Source organism: Streptomyces sp. L500 (assembly GCF_054551825.1).
Genome location: NZ_JBTOLC010000004.1, coordinates 235774 through 253907, shown reverse-complemented (window position 1 = coordinate 253907; position 18134 = coordinate 235774). Strand labels below are relative to the sequence as shown.

At 71.7% G+C, this 18134-nt stretch carries 15 protein-coding genes; 4 read left to right on the top strand and 11 right to left on the bottom strand.

The genetic code is table 11. The features are described 5' to 3' along the window. Positions 1-43 precede the first annotated feature (43 nt). From ACX9I7_RS07585 to ACX9I7_RS07540, 10 genes are all read right to left on the bottom strand, one after another. Positions 44-439, bottom strand: a complete 396-nt coding sequence (locus tag ACX9I7_RS07585) for a cytidine deaminase (protein WP_189452940.1) — start codon at positions 437-439, stop codon at positions 44-46. Next, positions 436-1728, bottom strand: coding sequence for an ABC transporter permease (locus ACX9I7_RS07580; protein ID WP_387567139.1), 1293 nt, complete (start codon positions 1726-1728; stop codon positions 436-438). Before ACX9I7_RS07580 ends, ACX9I7_RS07585 begins: the two co-directional genes overlap by 4 nt. Further along, positions 1725-2831 carry an ABC transporter permease gene (locus ACX9I7_RS07575; RefSeq protein WP_358634542.1) on the bottom strand — a complete coding sequence of 369 codons (1107 nt, stop codon included), beginning with the start codon at positions 2829-2831 and terminating at the stop codon, positions 1725-1727. Before ACX9I7_RS07575 ends, ACX9I7_RS07580 begins: the two co-directional genes overlap by 4 nt. After that, positions 2828-4564 (bottom strand): ABC transporter ATP-binding protein, encoded by a 1737-nt coding sequence (locus ACX9I7_RS07570; protein WP_387567324.1) that lies wholly within the window; start codon positions 4562-4564, stop codon positions 2828-2830. The genes ACX9I7_RS07575 and ACX9I7_RS07570 overlap by 4 nt, the downstream gene beginning before the upstream one ends. 217 nt (positions 4565-4781) lie before the next feature. Beyond that, positions 4782-5810, bottom strand: coding sequence for a BMP family lipoprotein (locus ACX9I7_RS07565; protein ID WP_358627704.1), 1029 nt, complete (start codon positions 5808-5810; stop codon positions 4782-4784). Between the two features lie 132 nt (positions 5811-5942). Then, a complete protein-coding gene (locus tag ACX9I7_RS07560) occupies positions 5943-7181 on the bottom strand; it encodes an amidohydrolase (RefSeq protein ID WP_189453553.1) in 1239 nt (412 codons plus the stop codon). A gap of 106 nt (positions 7182-7287) precedes the next feature. Continuing rightward, complete coding sequence (locus ACX9I7_RS07555) at positions 7288-8505, bottom strand: hypothetical protein (RefSeq protein ID WP_459386867.1); 1218 nt, start codon at positions 8503-8505, stop codon at positions 7288-7290. A gap of 10 nt (positions 8506-8515) precedes the next feature. Next, the gene (locus ACX9I7_RS07550) at positions 8516-9454 is read right to left on the bottom strand and encodes an N-acetylneuraminate synthase family protein (RefSeq protein WP_387567144.1); all 939 of its coding nucleotides are present in this window, start codon (positions 9452-9454) and stop codon (positions 8516-8518) included. A gap of 55 nt (positions 9455-9509) precedes the next feature. Further along, positions 9510-10850 (bottom strand): cytidylyltransferase domain-containing protein, encoded by a 1341-nt coding sequence (locus ACX9I7_RS07545; RefSeq protein WP_459386866.1) that lies wholly within the window; start codon positions 10848-10850, stop codon positions 9510-9512. A 17-nt stretch (positions 10851-10867) separates the two neighbouring features. After that, complete coding sequence (locus ACX9I7_RS07540; RefSeq protein WP_459386865.1) at positions 10868-12202, bottom strand: DUF6716 putative glycosyltransferase; 1335 nt, start codon at positions 12200-12202, stop codon at positions 10868-10870. Positions 12203-12389: 187 nt separating this feature from the next. Between ACX9I7_RS07540 and ACX9I7_RS07535 the strand changes: the two genes are divergently transcribed. The 3 genes from ACX9I7_RS07535 to ACX9I7_RS07525 are packed head-to-tail and all read left to right on the top strand — an operon-like array spanning position 12390 to position 15909. Next, positions 12390-13382: a glycosyltransferase family 2 protein gene (locus tag ACX9I7_RS07535; RefSeq protein WP_387567150.1), complete on the top strand. Its 993-nt coding sequence runs from the start codon at positions 12390-12392 to the stop codon at positions 13380-13382. After that, positions 13382-14767 carry a polysialyltransferase family glycosyltransferase gene (locus ACX9I7_RS07530; protein ID WP_459386864.1) on the top strand — a complete coding sequence of 462 codons (1386 nt, stop codon included), beginning with the start codon at positions 13382-13384 and terminating at the stop codon, positions 14765-14767. The genes ACX9I7_RS07535 and ACX9I7_RS07530 overlap by 1 nt, the downstream gene beginning before the upstream one ends. After that, on the top strand, positions 14764-15909 hold the full coding sequence (locus tag ACX9I7_RS07525; protein ID WP_459386863.1) for an acyltransferase family protein: 1146 nt from the start codon (positions 14764-14766) through the stop codon (positions 15907-15909). The genes ACX9I7_RS07530 and ACX9I7_RS07525 overlap by 4 nt, the downstream gene beginning before the upstream one ends. Here ACX9I7_RS07525 and ACX9I7_RS07520 read toward each other — a convergent pair. Beyond that, positions 15895-16539: a TetR/AcrR family transcriptional regulator C-terminal domain-containing protein gene (locus tag ACX9I7_RS07520; RefSeq protein ID WP_387567155.1), complete on the bottom strand. Its 645-nt coding sequence runs from the start codon at positions 16537-16539 to the stop codon at positions 15895-15897. The two genes, ACX9I7_RS07525 and ACX9I7_RS07520, sit on opposite strands and share 15 nt — an antisense overlap. Positions 16540-16618: 79 nt before the next feature. Between ACX9I7_RS07520 and ACX9I7_RS07515 the strand changes: the two genes are divergently transcribed. Next, on the top strand, positions 16619-18109 hold the full coding sequence (locus ACX9I7_RS07515) for an FAD-dependent monooxygenase (protein WP_459386862.1): 1491 nt from the start codon (positions 16619-16621) through the stop codon (positions 18107-18109). Positions 18110-18134: the final 25 nt, after the last annotated feature.

Here is an 18134-nt window from a genome sequence, read left to right as displayed (position 1 = left end):
GGACGGGCTGAAAGATCAGCCCGTCCGGCGCTTAGGGACATCTTCAACGATTCAGGTCCGAGGGCCCAAACGCGTCGGGGAGGAGCTCGGCGAGCGGGCGGACGCCCGTCGTCGTGTCCACCTCCAGCTCGGGGCCGCCGTGCTCCCAGAGCAGCTGACGGCAGCGGCCGCACGGCATCAGGACGTTGCCGTGGCGGTCGCAGCAGGTGAAGTGGGTCAGCCGGCCGCCGCCGGTGGCGATCAGCTCGGAGACCATGCCGCACTCGGCGCACAGGGCGACGCCGTAGGCGGCGTTCTCCACGTTGCAGCCGGTGACGACGCGGCCGTCGTCCACCAGGGCCGCCGAGCCGACGGGGAAGTTGGAGTACGGGGCGTAGGCCCGGGACATGGCGTCCCGGGCCCGCCCGCGCAGGGCCTCCCAGTCAGGGGAGTCGGTCACTTGCCCTGGCCCTTCCGGTACGGCTTGCCGTCGGCCTTGGGCATCCGCAGGCGCTGCGCGGACAGCGACAGGACCAGCAGGGTCGCGACGTACGGGGTGGCGTCGACGAACTCCAGCGGGACGGTCTTGGTCAGCGCGTACCAGAGGACGAGGGCCGCGGCGACGACACCGCTGATGATCGCGGGCTGCTTCTTGCCCTGCTTCAGGCGCCACAGGGCGAGGCCGACGAGCAGCACCGCCACGAGCAGCAGCAGGGCGTGGACGGTCGGGCCGCCGGAGCGCAGCTGGAGGCTGTCCATGAAGCCGAACAGGCCGGCGCCCATGGCGACGCCGCCCGGCCGCCAGTTACCGAAGATCATCGTGGCGAGACCGATGTAGCCGCGACCGCCGGTCTGGCCGTCGGAGTACATGTGGGTGCCGATGGCGAGGAACGCGCCACCGAGGCCGGCCATGCCGCCGGAGACGATGACGGCCGCGTACTTGTACTTGTAGACGTTGACGCCGAGGGACTCGGCGGCCACCGGGCTCTCGCCGCAGGAGCGCAGGCGCAGGCCGAAGGCCGAGCGCCACAGCACGAAGAACGTGCCGACGAAGAGCAGCGCGGCGACGATCGTCAGCCAGGACACGTCGGAGACGAGGCCGTCGAGGACGCCGGCGACGTCGGAGACGAGGAACCAGTGGTGCTTCTCGATCGAGTGGAGCCAGTCGGACAGGCCCGGGATGGAGAAGTTGGGCATGTTCTCCATGACCGGCGACTGCTTGTCGTTGCCGCCCGCCTTCTGCGCGGCGCTGCCCTCGGCGCCGAACCACATCTTGGCCAGGTACTGGGTGACGCCCAGGGCCAGGATGTTGATGGCCACACCGGAGATGATGTGGTCGACGTTGAAGGTGACGGTCGCGACGGCGTGGATGAGTCCGCCGACGGCACCGCCGACGACGCCGGCGAGGGCCGCCATCCACGGGCCGTGCTGCCAGCCCACCGCGCCGGCACAGAACGTGCCGAGCATCATCATGCCTTCGAGGCCGATGTTGACGACGCCGGCGCGCTCGGCCCACAGGCCGCCGAGACCGGCGAGGCCGATGGGCACGGCGGCGGCGAGGGCGCCGGAGAACTGACCGGAGGAGGTCAGGTCGTTGGCGCCGGTGATCTGGCGGAGGGCCGCCAGCAGGATCATCGAGCCGGCGATGATCAGCAGGACGACGGGGGTCGAGAGCTTGCCCCGCTTGCCCTCCGGCCGGTTCCTGCCGGACAGCTTCTCCGCGATGGCGGAGGTGAAGGTGGTGCTCACGCGGAAACCTCCGCCTTGTCGCTCTTACGGGCCTGGGCGGCGAGTTCCTCGCCGACCTTGCGCTGCTGGGCCTTGAGGCCGTACCGGCGCACGATCTCGTAGGCGATGACGACGCACAGGACGATGACGCCCTGGATCACGCCGACGATCTCCTGGGCGTAGCCCTCGAACTCCAGCTGGGTGCCGGTGCGCTCCAGGAAGCCCCAGAGCAGGGCGGCGAGCGCCATGCCGATGGGGTTGTTGCGGCCGAGCAGCGCGATGGCGATACCGGTGAAGCCGATACCGGCCGGGAAGTCGGTGCCGTAGTTGTACGACACGCCGAGCAGGGTCGGCATGCCGACGAGACCGGCGATGGCACCGGACAGCAGCATGGAGGTGATCACCATGCGCTTGACGCTCACGCCGGAGGCGTGGGCCGCGGACTCGGACCGGCCGACGGTGCGGAGGTCGAAGCCGAAGCGGGTGCGGTTGAGGACGAACCAGTAGGCGGCGCCGGCGAGGGCGGCGATCACCACGAAGCCGTAGATGGGCTTGGGCTGGGTCGGGATCTCGAAGAAGTGGGCCGAGTCGGGCAGGTAGGGCGTGTGGATCAGGTTGCCCTCCTTCTGCGCGAGGCGGCCGTCCTGGAGGAAGTAGCCGATCACCGAGGCGCCGATGGCGTTCAGCATGATCGTGCTGATGACCTCGTTGACGCCGCGGGTGACCTTCAGCAGACCGGCGATGCCGGCCCAGACGGCGCCGATCGCCATCGCGACGACGATGATGATCGGGATCTGGATGATGCCCGGCATCGTCAGCGCGCCGCCGACCACGGCGGCGAAGAACGCCGCGATGCGGTACTGGCCGTCGACGCCGATGTTGAACAGGTTCATCCGGAAGCCGATGGCCACGGCCAGCGCGGAGAGGTAGTACGGCGTCGCCTTGTTGATGATCCAGACCTGGCTGTCGGCCTTCGAGCCGAAGTCCACCATCACCTGGTAGGCGTGGAAGGGGTCCTTGCCGGTGGCCCCGATGATGATCGAGGTGATCACCAGCGCGGTGACGATGGCCAGGGCCGGGGCGGCGAGGCCAAGGATCAGCTTGTTCTTGTCGAACTTCTTCACTTCGAGTCACCGCCTTCCGGGTTCTCGTCGCTCTTGGCGCTCTTGTCGTTCTTCACGTTCTTCTTCTCCGGCTCCGAGGAGGGCTCCTCGGTCTCGGCCGGGGTCTCCTCCGCGGGGGGCTCCGGGGCGTCCCCGGAATCCGAGGGCTCCGGGGCCTCCTCGGCGCCCTCCTCGTGTTCGAGGTGGCCCGACGCGGCGCCCGTCATGGCGGAGCCCAGCTCCTCCGGGGTGATCGTCGCGGGGTCCGCGTCGGCGACCAGTCGGCCGCGGAACATCACCCGGAGCGTGTCGGAGAGGCCAATGAGCTCGTCCAGGTCGGCGGAGATCAGCAGCACCGCCAGGCCCTCGCGGCGCGCCTCGCGGATCTGGTCCCAGATCTGCGCCTGCGCGCCGACGTCCACGCCCCGGGTGGGGTGCGCGGCGATGAGGAGCTTGGGGTTGTGGCTCATCTCGCGGCCGACGATCAGCTTCTGCTGGTTGCCGCCGGACAGGGAGGCCGCGGTGACCTCGATGCCGGGCGTGCGGACGTCGTACTCGCGGACGATGCGCTCGGTGTCCTCACGGGCGGCCTTGGTGTCGAGGAGCCCGCCCTTGCTGTTGGGCTTCTCGGTGACGTGGCCGAGGATGCGGTTCTCCCACAGCGGGGCCTCCAGCAGCAGGCCGTGGCGGTGGCGGTCCTCGGGGATGTACCCCATGCCGCCCTCGCGGCGCTTGCGCGTGGGGGTCTTGGTGATGTCGTCGCCGTCCAGGGTGACGACGCCGCCGTCCGGGGTCCGCATGCCCATGATGGCCTCGACGAGCTCCGCCTGACCGTTGCCCTCGACACCCGCGAGGCCGAGGACCTCGCCCTTGTGGATGGTGAAGGAGATGCCGTCGAGCACCGCGCGGACGACGCCGTCGGAGTCGGTGGCGGACAGGTGGAGGCCGTCGACGGTGAGCATGGGCACGTCGGTGACCGTGGACTCACGGGTCTCCGGCGAGGGCAGCTCCTCGCCCACCATCAGCTCGGCGAGCTGCTTGGGGGTGGTCTCGCTGGGGATCGCGGTGCCGACGGTGGTGCCGCGCCGGATGACGGTGATGTCGTCGGCGACGGAGAGCACCTCGCCCAGCTTGTGGGAGATGAAGATGACCGTCAGGCCCTCGGCCTTGAGCTCGCGCAGGTTGTCGAAGAGCGCGTCGACCTCCTGGGGGACCAGGACGGCGGTGGGCTCGTCGAGGATCAGGGTGCGGGCACCCCGGTAGAGGACCTTGAGGATCTCCACGCGCTGGCGGTCGGCGACGCCGAGGTCCTCGACGAGGACGTCGGGGCGCACGCCCAGGCCGTACGCGTCGGAGATCTCCTTGATCTTCTTGCGGGCCTTGTTGCCGATGCCGTGGAGCTTCTCGGCGCCGAGGACGACGTTCTCGAGCACGGTGAGGTTGTCGGCCAGCATGAAGTGCTGGTGCACCATGCCGATGCCGCGCGCGATGGCGTCGGCGGGGCTGTGCAGGGAGACCTGCTCGCCGTCGAGGGTGATGGTGCCCTCGTCCGGCTTCTGCATGCCGTAGAGGATCTTCATCAGGGTCGACTTGCCGGCGCCGTTCTCGCCGCAGAGGGCGTGGACGGTGCCGCGGCGGACCGTGAGGTGGATGTCGTGGTTGGCCACGACTCCGGGGAACCGCTTGGTGATGCCCGCGAGCTCTACCGCCGGTGCGGCTGGCTCCTTCTTGGGCTCTTCGGTGGACGCTTTGATGGCGCACTCTCCTCGGGGAAGGGAGCGGGAGGAAAGCCGGACCAGCCGTGCGGGGGTCGGAGGGTTCGGCGGGGCGGGGGCGACGCTACACGCGTCAATGCCGTGCTACGCGCGTAGCGTTGGCTCGTATGTACGGGCCCGGCGGCGGGGGAGCTCCCCCGCCGCCGGGCCCGCTGTCATGACGTCATGACGGACCGGCCGAAACCGGTCACTCGCGTCACGGGGCGGTGCGGACCTTGACCTGGCCGTCCACGATCTTCTTCTTCGCGGCCTCGATCTTGTCCTTGATGTCGTCGATCTGACCACCGGAGGTGGCCAGCGACACGCCGCCGTCCTTGAGCAGGTAGGCGTGCGGGCCCGTGAGCGGCTTGCCGTCCTTGACGCTCTTGATGAGGTCGAAGACCGCCACGTCCACGTTCTTCACCACGGAGGTGAGGATGGAGCTCTTGTACTTCTCCAGGCCGGGCTGCTGGTACTGGTCGGAGTCGACACCGATCGCCCAGGCGCCCTTCTGGCCGGCGATGGCCTCGATCGAACCGTTGCCGGAGAGACCGGCGGCGGTGTAGATCACGTCGATGCCCGAGTCGAGCATGCCCTTGGCCTTGTCCTTGGCGGCCGCCGGGTCGTTGAAGCCCTTGTCGTTGTTCGGGTACAGGTACTGCGAGGTGACCTGGACGTTGGAGTCCGTGTCCTTCGCGCCCTGCTCGAAACCGGCCTGGAACTTCTGGATCAGGGCGTTGTTCACACCGCCGATGAAGCCGACCTTGTGGCTCTTGGACTTCAGGGCGGCGGCGACACCCGCGAGGTAGGAGCCCTCGTGCTCACCGAAGGTGATGCTGTCGATGTTGTTGCCCGGGGCGACCGAGTCGACGATGCCGAAGGTGGTCTTCGGGAAGTCCTTGGCGACCTTCTCGATCGACTTCGAGTAGTTGAAGCCGACGCCGATGACGGGGTTGTACCCGGACTCGGCAAGGGAGGTCAGCCGCTGCTCGCGGTCGGCCTCGGTCTCGCCGTTCTTGGCGGTCATCAGCTTGCTCTGGACACCCAGCTCCTTCTGAGCCTTGTCCACGCCACGGGCGGCGGACTCGTTGAAGGAGTGGTCGTCACGGCCGCCGACGTCGAACGCCAGGCCGACGCCCTTTCCGCCGCTGCTGGACTCGGTAGAGGACTCACCACAGGCGGTGAGAGTGAATGCGAGAGCCGCGGTGCTGATGCCCGCGACGGCGATAGTGGATACCCGGCGCACGAGGGGCCCCTTCACTCGAAGCGCCTCCATTGGCGCTGTCTTTCGCGGGCATCGTAACGCGCGTAGATACAGATAAAAGGGGTGCTAGGAAGCCGTTATCGGATCGTCGTCAACCCTTCTTGACCCGAATGCCTACATTCGGTTGCCGTCCAGCAATGCCGCGGCGGTAAAGAGCTCCACCCCCACGGCGATCGCTTCCTCGTCAACATCGAAATCGCCGCAATGCAGGTCACGGCGGGTCGTATCCCCCACCGGACGCACTCCGAGCCGGGCCATCGCGCCCGGTACGTGCTCGAGGTACCAGGAGAAGTCCTCGCCGCCGAGGCTCTGCTCGGTGTCCTCCAGGGAGTACCGCCCCCGGCGGGCGGCCATGGCGCGCCGGAGCAGCCCGGTGACGTCGGCGTCGTTGACGACGGGCGGGACGCCGCGGATGTAGCTGATCTCCGTCTTGGCCCGGTGGAGCGCGGCGACCTCGTCGACGGCGGCGTGCACCAGGTCGGCGGCCTCCCGCCAGGCGGCGAGGTCCAGGCAGCGGACGGTGCCGGAGAGCTCGGCGTGCTGCGGGATGACGTTGGGGGCGTGCCCGGTCTCCAGGCGGCCCCAGGTCAGGGAGAGCCCCGAGCGGGCGTCGGCCCGCCGGGCGAGCACCGCCGGGACGTCGGTGGCGACCCGGGCGGCGGCCGTCACCAGATCGGTGGTGAGGTGGGGGCGGGCGGTGTGGCCGCCGGGGCCGGCGAGGCGGACCTCCAGCCGGTCGCAGGCGGAGGTGATGGGGCCGGTCCGCAGGCCCAGCCGGCCGACCTCGACCTTGGGGTCGCAGTGGACGGCGATGATGCGGCCCACCCCGTCCAGCGCCCCGCACTCGATCGCGTCGAGGGCGCCGCCGGGCAGCACCTCCTCGGCGGGCTGGAAGATCAGCCGCACCGGATTGGGCAGCAGCCCCTGCTCGGCCAGCTCCGCCAGGACCAGCCCGGCGCCCAGCACGACGGTGGTGTGGACGTCGTGACCACAGGCGTGGGCCATCTTGGGGATGGTCGAGCGGTACGGGACGGTCTTGGTGTCCGGGATGGGCAGCGCGTCGAGGTCGGCACGGAGCGCGAGGACGGGCCGCCGGCCGCCGGTGGCGGCGTACGACGCCCCGTCCCGCCCGATGTCGCAGATCAGGCCCGTGCCGTTCGCGAGCGTACGCGGTCTGAGCCCTGCCTTCTCCAGCCGCGCCCGGACCTGCGCGGTGGTGCGGAACTCACGGTTTCCCAGCTCGGGATGCATGTGCAAGTCGCGCCGGAAGGAGATGAGTTCGCTGCGCAGCCCGGGGGGTAGGAGACCGGGGAGTTCGCCGTCGGTGGTTTCGGGATCGGCTTCGCAGGGCATCAGGTGATTCACCCTGTGAAGGGTAGAGCCCCGAATGGGGCAACTGTCCCTCGATCAAGAAAAGTTCAGCCGCATGGATGGGTCGGCCGAGGGGTATGACCCGTATTTACGGCGTACCTTCGGCGACACGCCCCGATGGAACGGGCGCGTACGGTACGCGTCGTACGGCGCGGGCGCTGCCTGTGACTCCGGAGAGGAAACCTTCGGCCCGGGGTGAGGCGTGCTCGGTGAGCCAGGCGGGGTCGATGTCGCAGACGGCGACGGTCACCCCGGTGCCGGCGAGGGCCTGGGGCAGGGTGTGGACGACGGTGGAGGGGAAGCTCACCACCGTGCGTCCGATGGGCCCGCGCCGGGCGATCAGCTCCAGCGGCAGCTCGGGCCGGACGACCTCCAGCCCCAGCTCACCGGCTATGCGGCGGAGCTTGTCGGTGCTCTCGCGGCGGTGGGCGAAGTAGCGGGTGGCGCCGTGGGCGCGGGCGAGGGCGGCGACCGCTTCGAGGTAGCGCTCGGGGTCCACGACCCCGGTCTCGACGAGCGAGGTGCCCACCAGGTCGGTGCCCCGGGTGAGGGTGGGCGGGCCCTGAGTGGCCCTGGTCCAGGCGAAGTCGTTGGCCGTGACCGTCACTCCGGGTGGCGGTTCCACGGGCATCGAGGTGAAGATTTCCACCGAACGGTGGTTGTTCGGAGTGAGTTTCCGGCGCGCCGATGCGGATACGGGCGCGAAGATGATGTCGCGCGCCCCCGGGGTGGCGTCGCGCCGGTGCCAGCGCACGAACCGTTCGCCCCGGGCGAGTTGGGAGACGAACTCCATGGTGGCCGTGCCGTCGTCCACCACGATCAGCTCCCTCGCCCGGGTGATGGTCAGCAGCAACTGGACGTAGCGCGAGAACGGGTCGCCGATGACGACGCGCCGCGCCCGGCGCAGCGGCCCGGCGAGCGCCCCGACGGTGGCGAAGGGCGCCCCCGGCCCGCCCCGGGCCTCCTCCCAGCGCACCCCGTGCCCCTGGTCCCGGGCCAGTTCGGCCATCCGCCGCAGCTGCCCCCGGGTCATGGGGTCGTGCGGGGCGAGGACGACGACGAGCAGATCACCGCCGAGCGGGGTGATGTCCCGGGCACCGGGCTGGCGCGGCACCCCTTCGAGCGACGGCCGGGGGCCGTAGGTGACGCGGTACGCCCATTCGAGGACGTTCAGCAGCTGCACCGGGCTCTCGACGAAGGCCAGGGTGGGGGCTTCGGGCCGGCGAGGGCCCCGGAGGCGGCGGACGGGAGCCTCCGCCGCCTCCGGGACCGGTCCGTCGGCCGGCCGCCCCTCGGGTGGGGTCACGGCCGGCCCGTCAGACCGCGAGGGGTTCGCGGTCGTCCGCCTCGGCGACGACGCCCGCGACCCGGCGCAGCTTGCGCATCGGCCCCCGCTCGCTGTCGTACACCCGCTTGACCCCGTCGCCCAGCGACTCCTCCACGACGCGGATGTCGCGCACGAGCCTGCTGAGCCCGCCGGGTTCCACGGACGCGGCCTGGTCGGAGCCCCACATGGCGCGGTCGAGGGTGATGTGACGCTCGACGAAGGCGGCGCCGAGGGCGACGGCGGCGAGGGTGGTCTGGAGGCCCGTCTCGTGGCCGGAGTAGCCGATGGGGACGTTGGGGTACTCGGCCATCAGGGTGTTGATCACCCGGAGGTTGAGCTCGGCGGCCTTGGCGGGGTAGGTCGAGGTCGCGTGGCAGAGCACGATGTTGTCGCTGCCCAGCACCTCGACGGCGTGCCGGATCTGCTTGGGCGTGGACATCCCGGTGGAGAGGACCACCGTGCGGCCGGTGGCGCGCAGGGCGCGCAGCAGCTCGTCGTCGGTGAGGGAGGCGGAGGCCACCTTGTGGGCCGGGACGTCGAACTTCTCCAGGAACGCGACGGACTCGACGTCCCAGGGCGAGGCGAACCAGGCGATGCCGCGCCGTGCGCAGTGCTCGTCGATCGCGCGGTACTCGTCCTCGCCGAATTCCACCCGGTGGCGGTAGTCGATGTACGTCATCCGGCCCCACGGCGTGTCGCGCTCCACGTCCCACTGGTCGCGCGGGGTGCAGATCTCGGGGGTGCGCTTCTGGAACTTCACGGCGTCGCAGCCGGCGTCGGCGGCGGCGTCGACGAGGGCGAGGGCGGTGGCGAGGTCGCCGTTGTGGTTGATGCCGATCTCGCCGGTGACGTAGACGGGGTGCCCGGGGCCGACGGGGCGGTCGCCGAGGAGCCGGGTGCGGGGCGCGCTGCGCGGTGCTGGGTTCATGACGGGGCGGTTCCTTCGGTGACGGAGTGGGCGTGGGGCCGGAGTGGGGCGGGGGTCAGACGGTGGTGCCGCCGAGGTCTTCGCCGAGGAGCCAGGTGGCGATCTCGCGGACGGCGCCACGGCCGCCCGGGGCGGCGGTCACGGCGCGGGCGGCGGCGCGGACGACGCCGTGGGCGTCGGCGACGGCCACGGGCCAGCCGACGAGGCCCAGGCAGGGCAGGTCGTTGACGTCGTTGCCGGCGTAGAGCACCCGCTGGGGGTCGACGCCGTGCTCCTCGCACCACTGTTTGAGCGACACGTCCTTGCGCCTGCTGCCGTGGATCACGGGCACGCCGAGCTTGCGGCCGCGCGCGGCGACGACGGGGTTGGTCTCGGTGGACAGGATCAGCACCGCCAGCCCGGCCCGGCGCAGCGCGGCGACGCCGAGGCCGTCCCCGCGGTGGACGGCGACGAGCTCGCGCCCGTCGGCGTCGACGAGGACGCGGTCGTCGGTCTGGGTGCCGTCGAAGTCGAGGACGACGGCGTCGACGTCCTCGCGGCGCGGCTGGGCGGCGGGGGCGGTGTCCAGCAGGGGCGCGAGGGCCCGGGCACGGGCGAGATCGTGCGGGTCGTCGATCTCCAGGACACGGGAGGGGTCGGTGCGGACGAGGTCGGTGCGGCCGAAGAAGCGGTGGCGGTTCTCGCGGAAGCCGGTGGCTTCCATGGCGTAGGCGGCGCCGGTCTCCAGGAGGTCCTGGGGGCGGTCCTGGCGGCGGGGGCGGTGAGCGGGGTCGTGGTTCACGCCGGTGGGCGGGTTTGTGCCCACCCGTTCCGCCCTGCGGAACGCCTGCCCACAAACCGGTGGCAAATTCAGCCCCTCCGGCGATTGAGGAGCGGGGTCCGGGGCGGAGCCCCGGGAAACGGAGAAAGGGCGGGGCTGGGGCACACCGCCGGAGGCAACGGAACCCTCCCGCCACACGAAGCCGTGGAAGGGCGCGACCGTCAGCGCCGTGTTCGCGCCACCCTCGACCACCGCAGCGGCCACGCCGCCGACGTCCTCCGCCGTGAGGAACGGGCTGGTGCACTGCACCAGAAGCACCGTGCCCACCACCACCCCCCGCATCGCCTCATACGCGTCCATCGCGTGCAACACCGCCGCCTCGCTCGTCGCGGCGTCCCCCGCGATCGCGGACGGCCGCTGGACGACCTCCGCGCCCGCCCCCCGCGCGGCGGCCGCGATCGCCGGGTCGTCCGTCGAGACGACCACGTCCGTGACGAGCCGGGCCCCCCGGCAGGCGCGGACCGCGCGGGCGACGAGCGGGACGCCGCCGACGGGCGCGAGGTTCTTGCCGGGCACCCCCTTCGAGCCGCCACGGGCGGGGATGACGGCCAGGACGGCCGGCGGAACGGGCGACATCGCGTACTCCTTCATGGCTACAGCTCCCCCAGCCGCCGGATGACGGGCGCCACGCGCTGCACCCCGTGCCGGTACGCCCCGCGCGCGGCCTCCCGGAGGGCGCCCCGGGTGGCGCGGCGCAGCGCGCTCTCCTCGCGGCCGGGCGCGGCCGGCTCGCGCAGGGGGCGGCCTTCGGGGTCGAAGCCGTGGCGGGCGAGGATGCCGGGGAGGTAGCCGGGGGCGGTCTCGGCCGTGTAGTAGGGGGCGAGCGCCGGGGGCGCGGCGCGGCGGGCGAGTTCGGCGACGCGGGCGCGCGCCGCCTCGAACGCGCGCTCGTGGGGCCGGTCCTTCGCGACGCCCTGGCGGGCCGTCCAGGCGGGGTCGGCCTGGGGGAGGTGGCCCGCGTCGAGGCGGTCCCAGGAGGTGAGGCAGCCGGAGCCGAGGAAGTGGTGGTTTCCGAGGGCCTCGCGGATGCCGAGGTCGGTGAGGACGGCGGTCGGCACGTTCCGGTGGAGGGCTTCGAGGGCGGCGGTGGAGCTGACCGTGACCAGGAGGTCGGTGCGGTCGAGGACGTCCCCCATGTGCCCGTAGACCAGGCGGCAGTTGGGCGGCAGGCCGCCCGGAACACGGCGGGACAGCTTCTGGTACGGAAGTTCCTCGATGTGCGTCGTGTGCTCACCGGGCTTGCTACGGAGCTTGATGAGGACGTCCCGGCCGGGGTGGGCACGGGCGTGCCGGACGGCGCGTTCGAGGAGGTACGTCCGGTCGGCGCGGCTTTCCGGTACGGAGGGCTGGGCGGCGAAGACGACGGTGAACGGCCGCGGGCCGGCTCCCTCGTTCCGTCCGCGCTCCCCTCCCTCCAGGAAGGGCAGCGCGCACTCGGTCACGCTGTCGGAAGGGGCGCCCACCCCCTCGTAGACCGCGCGGAAACGCTCGGCGTCGTGGCGGGAGTTGGCGAGGACGACGTCCGCGCCGTGCCGCAGCAGCAGGCCGTCGGCGAGCTTCTCGTAGACGACACCGACGTAGCCGGTGACGACGACGGGACGCACGGCGGGTGCCGGTCCCCACGCGTGGGCCAGCCCGTGGAGCATCGCCTGCACGGCGCCCCCGACGCAGGCCAGGACGATCACGTCGTACCGCTCCCGGTCCGCCGCCCGGGTGAACTCCGCCCCGGTGACCTCCCGGAGGGCGTCCGCGTGGACGCCGACCTCGGCGAGCTGGCGGACCGTGGGGGTGGCGCGGCCCCTCAGCAGGAAGCCGTCGAGCGCGCCCCCCGGGGCGAGCCGGTGTGCGGTGAGCGCTCCCCATTTCCACCGGGTGTCGGAGTCCGCGAGGACGGCCACCCGGGGCGGGGATTCATTGCGTGAGGGCACGTCGCCGACGATAGAAATGCATTCCGTTTGGCCGCCCAACGGCACTTCAACAGCCGGTAAACAGCACACCGACGATCGGCGAATCGGTTGACGCACAAGGGCGGTTCATCGATCCGCCGCGCTTCGTTCACCTCTCATTGTGCCCTTCGTCAGAACGAATGCCGGGGCACCACATAGCGTCACGCGGGTGGTCAAGCTCTCGGTCATCGTGCCGTTCTTCAACGTGCAGACATATGCTCCCGACACACTTCGAAGTCTGAGTACGAACACACGTGAGGACTTCGAATTCATTCTCGTCGACGATTGTTCGACGGACGGGACACCGGAGATCCTCAGGGGCGCGGAGCGCGAGGTGCCGGGGGCGGTGCTGGTGCGGCACGAGGAGAACGGCGGCCTCGCCACGGCCCGCAACACCGGGCTGGAGCTGGCGCGCGGGGAGTACGTGACCTTCCTCGACGGCGACGACTGGCTCGCCCCCGGCTACTACGAGCGACTCCTCGCGGTGGCGGAGGACTTGGGCGTCGACTTCGTCCGCGCCGATCACGTGCAGTGCACGGGCCGGACGCGGACGGTCCGCCGGGTGCCCGTCGGACGACGCGGGGTGGCGCTGTCACCGCGCGGGGCCATACTGCCGGCCGACCGCTCCACGTCCGTCGACTACGCCTACGCCTGGGCGGGCGTCTACCACCGGCGGCTGCTGGACGACGGCCTGCTGCACTTCCCGCAGGGCCTGCGCACCGCCGAGGACCGGCCGTGGATCTGGCGGCTGCACCGCGAGGCGCGGTCCTTCGCGGTGACGGGACTGCTGGGGGTGTTCTACCGCCGGGGCGTCGCCACGTCGCTCACCCAGATCGGCGACGTACGCCAGCTCCATTTCCTGCGCGCCTTCGATCAGGTAATCGAGGAAACGGCGACGGACCCGGACGCGGAAAAGCTTCTCCCCAAGGCCGTCCGCACGTACTGCGCGATTATGTCCCACCAGTTGGGGACCATCGAACGATTCGAACCCGACGTCGCCCGGGCGCTGCGCTCCCTGAGCGCGGACGCCTTGCGGCGCATGCCCCGGGAACTCGTCAAGGACGCGCTGAATTCCATGGACGAGGACCGGGCGGCCCGGCTGCGCCGACTGCGCCGCCGACCCGCCCTGCCGGTCCCGGCCCGACGGAGGGCGGCAGCCTGATGACCACCCGCCCGCGCGTCCAGCTCCTGCTCGTCTCCACCCTCTACGGCGCCGCCACGCTCGCCGCCGCCCTCGACGCGGGCCAACTGCCCCCCGCCGAGCGCCGCTACCTGGTCGTCGCCAACACCGCCGCCATCCCCGAGACCACCCCCGGCCCCGACCGGGCACCCGGCTTCGAGCGGCTGCTCACCCGTTTCGACGGGGTGCTGTCCTGGAACGACGCGATCAGCCCCTTCCACCCCGCCGGCTGGTCCCCGCGCCCCGACGACGCCCCCCTGTGGGAGCGGTACCTGCGGCTGCTGTGGGGCCTCGGCACGGACGACGTGACGATGGTCCTGGAATCCATCCAGGTCAACCCGGCCCTCGCCCTCGCCCAGCTCTTCCCCGACGCACCCCTGGACGTCTACGCCGACGGGCTGATGAGCTACGGGCCCACCCGCAGCAAGCTCGACCCGCTGATCGGCACGCGCGTCCGGCGCCTCCTCCACCTGGACCTCGTGCCGGGCCTGAAGCCGCTGCTGCTCACGGAGTTCGAGGTGGAGGCCGAGACCGTGCCGGCCGAGGCGTTCGCCAAGGTACTGGCCGAGCTCTCCGACAGCTGCCCCGAGCTGCCGGAAGCCCCCGAGGGCGCGGCGCTGCTCCTCGGGCAGTACCTGTCGGCGCTGGACATCCTCTCCCCCGAGGAGGAGGAACAGCTGCACGTACGGATGCTGCGCGGCGCGGTCCGGCGCGGCCACCGCGACGTGCTCTTCAAGCCGCATCCCTCGGCGCCGGCCCGCTGGTCGCGGATGCTGGAGGAGGAGGCCGCCCGGCTGGACGCCCGGCTGACGGTCCTGGACGCGCCCGTCCTGGCCGAGGTCGTCTACCAGCGGCTGCGGCCGGCGCTGGTCGTCGCCTGCTTCTCGACCGCGCTGCTGACCGCCCGCACATTCCACGGCCTGCCCGTCGCCCGCGCCGGCACGGACCTGCTGCTGGACCGCCTCACGCCGTACCAGAACAGCAACCGGATCCCCGTGACGCTGGTGGACGCGCTGTTGCCGGACCTGGAGAACGACGCGTTGCGGGCAGGCGTTCCGCAGAGCGGAACGGGTGGGCACAACGCCGACAACGGATCCGCGCCCGAAGACCTCAGCGATCTGCTCGCCGCAGTCGGCTACGCGATGCAACCCCAGATCTACCCGAACCTCCGCCCGGCGGCGGAGCGCTACCTCTCCACCCACCTCACCCCCCACACCTGGCGCTACTTCAAGCGCCGCCGCCTCACCACGCTGGGACTCCCGGGCGCGATCCCCTCCCAGCTCGCCTTCCTCCCCCGCAGTCCCGCCGTCCGGAAGCTGGCCCGCCGGGCGCGGGCCGTCAAGCGGCGGCTGACGAAAGCGAAATGAGTGACGCCCGCATGACGGCCACCCTCCCCACCCTGCCCGAGCCCCGCACGGACCAGCCCGCACCGCGCGCCGCCGGGCCCGGGCGGCGCCTGTACGCCCTGGACGGGCTGCGGCTCGTCGCCGCCCTGATGGTGGCGCTCTACCACTACGGTGGGCGGGACGGCGACGTCAACCGGGCGTGGGGCGCCTCGCCCCGCCATGAGTTCCCGCAGCTGTCCTCGGCGTTCGCGTACGGCTGCCTCGGGGTGCAGATCTTCTTCGTCATCAGCGGGTTCGTGATCTGCATGAGCGGCTGGGGCCGCCCCCTGCGGTCCTTCGTCGCCTCGCGCGCCGCCCGCCTCTACCCCGCGTACTGGACGGCGATCGTGCTCGTCACGCTCGTGTTCGCGCTGCCGTGGGTGACGTACAAGACCGTCTCCCCCAGCGACACGCTCGTCAACCTCAGCATGCTCCAGCAGCCCGTCGGCGCCGACCGGGTGCTGGGGGTGTGCTGGACGCTCTGGGCGGAGCTGCGCTTCTACGCGCTCTTCGCGCTGTTCGTCGTGCTGCCCGGGGCCTCGCGGCGGAGGGTGGTGCTGTTCTGCGCGGTGTGGACGCTGATGACAGTGATCACTTCCGCCTCGCACGTCGAGTTCCTGCGCGTGGTGTTCATGCCGGAGCACTCGGCCTTCTTCATCGGCGGCGTCGGCCTGTACCTGGTGCACCGCTTCGGCAACGACGCCCTGGCCTGGGGCATCGTGGGCGTGAGCTTCCTGCTCGGCCAGCACTACGCGGTGGCGGGCCTCGTCCACCCGCCGAACCCCCACTACTTCTCCACCCGCTCCGCCTACGTCGTCATCGCGATTCTCGCCCTCGGGTACGCGGCCGTCGCGGCGGTGGCCACGGGCCGGACGGGCTGGGCGACATGGCGCTGGCTGCCCTTCGCGGGCGCGCTGACGTACCCGTTCTACCTGGTGCACGAGCACCTGGGATGGGTGGCGATCGGTGGGCTGCACCGGGGGCTGGGCATCCCGTCGTACGCGACGTTCGCGCTGACGCTGCTGGTGATGCTGGTGCTGGCGTGGGCGCTGCACCGGTTCGTGGAGCGGCGGTTCACTCCCGTGCTGCGCAGGGCCCTGGAGGGCGCGTCACCCGGCCGGTAGCAGCGTGGCCTCGATGCCGGCGATGACGGCGCGCAGGCCGGTCTCGAAGCCGGCGTCGAGGTCGTTGAAGAACACCTGCCCCGCGTCGGCGGTGAGCGGATGGCCCTCCAGGCGCTGGGCGCGCTGGGCCTCGTCGTAGTAGGGGTCGCGCTCGCCGCCGGGGAACGGGTAGACGGACTGCTGCTCGACGACGTGCCCCATGGTGAAGCACTGGACGGTGAACCAGGCGCGTGCGGCGTTCGGCAGCGTGAACCCGGCGTCCACCAGCGTCTCCATCAACCCGTCCACGGGACCCGCGTAGTCCGTGCCCCTGAAGCGCGTCCCGCTGAAGACCTTGGCGCCGTCGCGGTAGCCGAGCACGGAGTCGCGGATGACGTGGGCCGCGCCGGCCATGAGCGCCTGCCAGCCGGAGCGGTCGACGGCGCTCAGGGCGGCGCCCATGCGGCGGAACATCTCCGTCGCCATCTCGTCGAGCAGTTCCTGCTTGTTCTTGAAGTGCCAGTAGAGCGCCGGTGCCTGGACGTCCAGCTCCTTGGCGATCCTGCGCAGGGTGAGGCCCTCGAGGCCCACCTCGTTCAGCAGGCGCAGCGCGGTCACAGCCACCTGGGCCCTGTCAATTCGAGTTGCCACCTTGACAGCTTAACAACGTTAAGTGCACGCTGGGAACCGTTCCGCACTTAACAACGTTAAGGAAGCAAGGGGGGATCGCGTGACCACCATCGACGCGACCACGCACACGGACGTTCTCATCGCGGGCGCCGGGCCGACGGGCCTGGTCCTGGCCATCGACCTGGCCCGGCGCGGCATACGCCACCGCCTCGTCGACAGCGCCGACCGCGGCTTCCCCGGCTCGCGCGGGGCGGGCCTCCAGCCGCGCTCGCTGGAGGTCTTCGAGGACCTGGGCGTGCTCGGGGCCATGCGGGCCGCGGGCGGCCCGTGCCCGCCGCTGATGATCTGGGACCGCGACCGGCAGGTCGGCGAATGGGACATGTTCGACCGCACCGAGCCCACGCCGGCCGTGCCCTACGGCGAGATCATGATGCTGCCCCAGTGGCGCACGGTCGAGATCCTCGCCGCGCGGCTCGAAGAGCTCGGCGGCCACGTGGACTTCGAGACCGCACTGACCGGCTTCGAGCAGGACGCCGACGGCGTCACCGCCACCCTCACCCGGCCGGACGGCACGACCGAGACCGTACGGGCCCGCTATCTGGTCGGCGCCGACGGCGGCCGCAGCGCCGTGCGCAACGCGCTGGGCGTCGGCTTCGCCGCGGAGCCCGTCGACGAGCGCGCCGCCCTCCTCGCCGACGTCGTCGTCGACGGGCTGGAGCGCACCCACTGGCACGTCTGGCCGGACGCCCCGGGCGGCAGGCTCATGCTGCGCCCGCTGGAGGGCGTCGAGACCTTCCAGCTCGTCGCCCGCCACGACGACCCCGACGCACGGGTGGACCCCGAGCGGGAGGGCACCACGGAGGCCCTCCAGCGCCTGATCGACGAGGCGACGGGCCGGAGCGACCTGACGGTGGGCGAGGTCCACTGGGTGTCGGCGTTCAAGCCGCGCATGGCCATGGCGGAACGGTTCCGCGAGGGGCGGGTCTTCCTCGCCGGGGACGCCGCCCACGTCCACTCCCCGGCCGGTGGCCAGGGCCTCAACACCAGCATCCAGGACGGCTACAACCTCGGCTGGAAGCTGGAGGCGGTCCTGCGGCGCGGCGCACCGGACTCCCTCCTCGACACCTACACGTCCGAACGGATGGGGGTCGCGGCCGACGTCCTGGGCCTGAGCACCCGCATCCACCACGAGGACGACGGTGGCCAGCCCCGGCGCGGCCCCGAGACCCACCAGCTCCACGTGGGCTACCCGGACAGCCCCCTCACCCGCGAGCTGCGCCACGACCTCCCCGAGGGTGCCCTGCGCGCGGGCGACCGCGCCCCGGACGCGCCGTGCGAGGACCCCGCCTCCGGGGCGCGGGTCCGGCTCTTCGAGGTCTTCCAGGGCACCCACGCCACGGTCCTGGCGCTGGGCGACGCGGAGTTCACCGTGCCGGAGTGGGTTCGCGTGTTCCACCCGGTGGATGTGGACGGGCACGTCAAGGAGGCGTACGGGTCGGGGTACTTCGTGATCCGCCCGGACGGGTACGTGGGCCTGGCGACGGACGACGCGGCGGACGTGACCGCGTACCTGGCGACGCTGGCGGGGTGACGAGCGGGCGCCGGTTCCGGGCGGG

Coding starts and splice junctions, on each gene's coding strand:
- ACX9I7_RS07560 (WP_189453553.1), bottom strand. CDS start 7,181: ATGCCCTGCGAAGCCGATCCCGAAACCACCGACGGCGAACTCCCCGGT.
- ACX9I7_RS07550 (WP_387567144.1), bottom strand. CDS start 9,454: ATGAACCCAGCACCGCGCAGCGCGCCCCGCACCCGGCTCCTCGGCGAC.
- ACX9I7_RS07545 (WP_459386866.1), bottom strand. CDS start 10,850: ATGTCGCCCGTTCCGCCGGCCGTCCTGGCCGTCATCCCCGCCCGTGGC.
- ACX9I7_RS07530 (WP_459386864.1), top strand. CDS start 13,382: ATGACCACCCGCCCGCGCGTCCAGCTCCTGCTCGTCTCCACCCTCTAC.
- ACX9I7_RS07525 (WP_459386863.1), top strand. CDS start 14,764: ATGAGTGACGCCCGCATGACGGCCACCCTCCCCACCCTGCCCGAGCCC.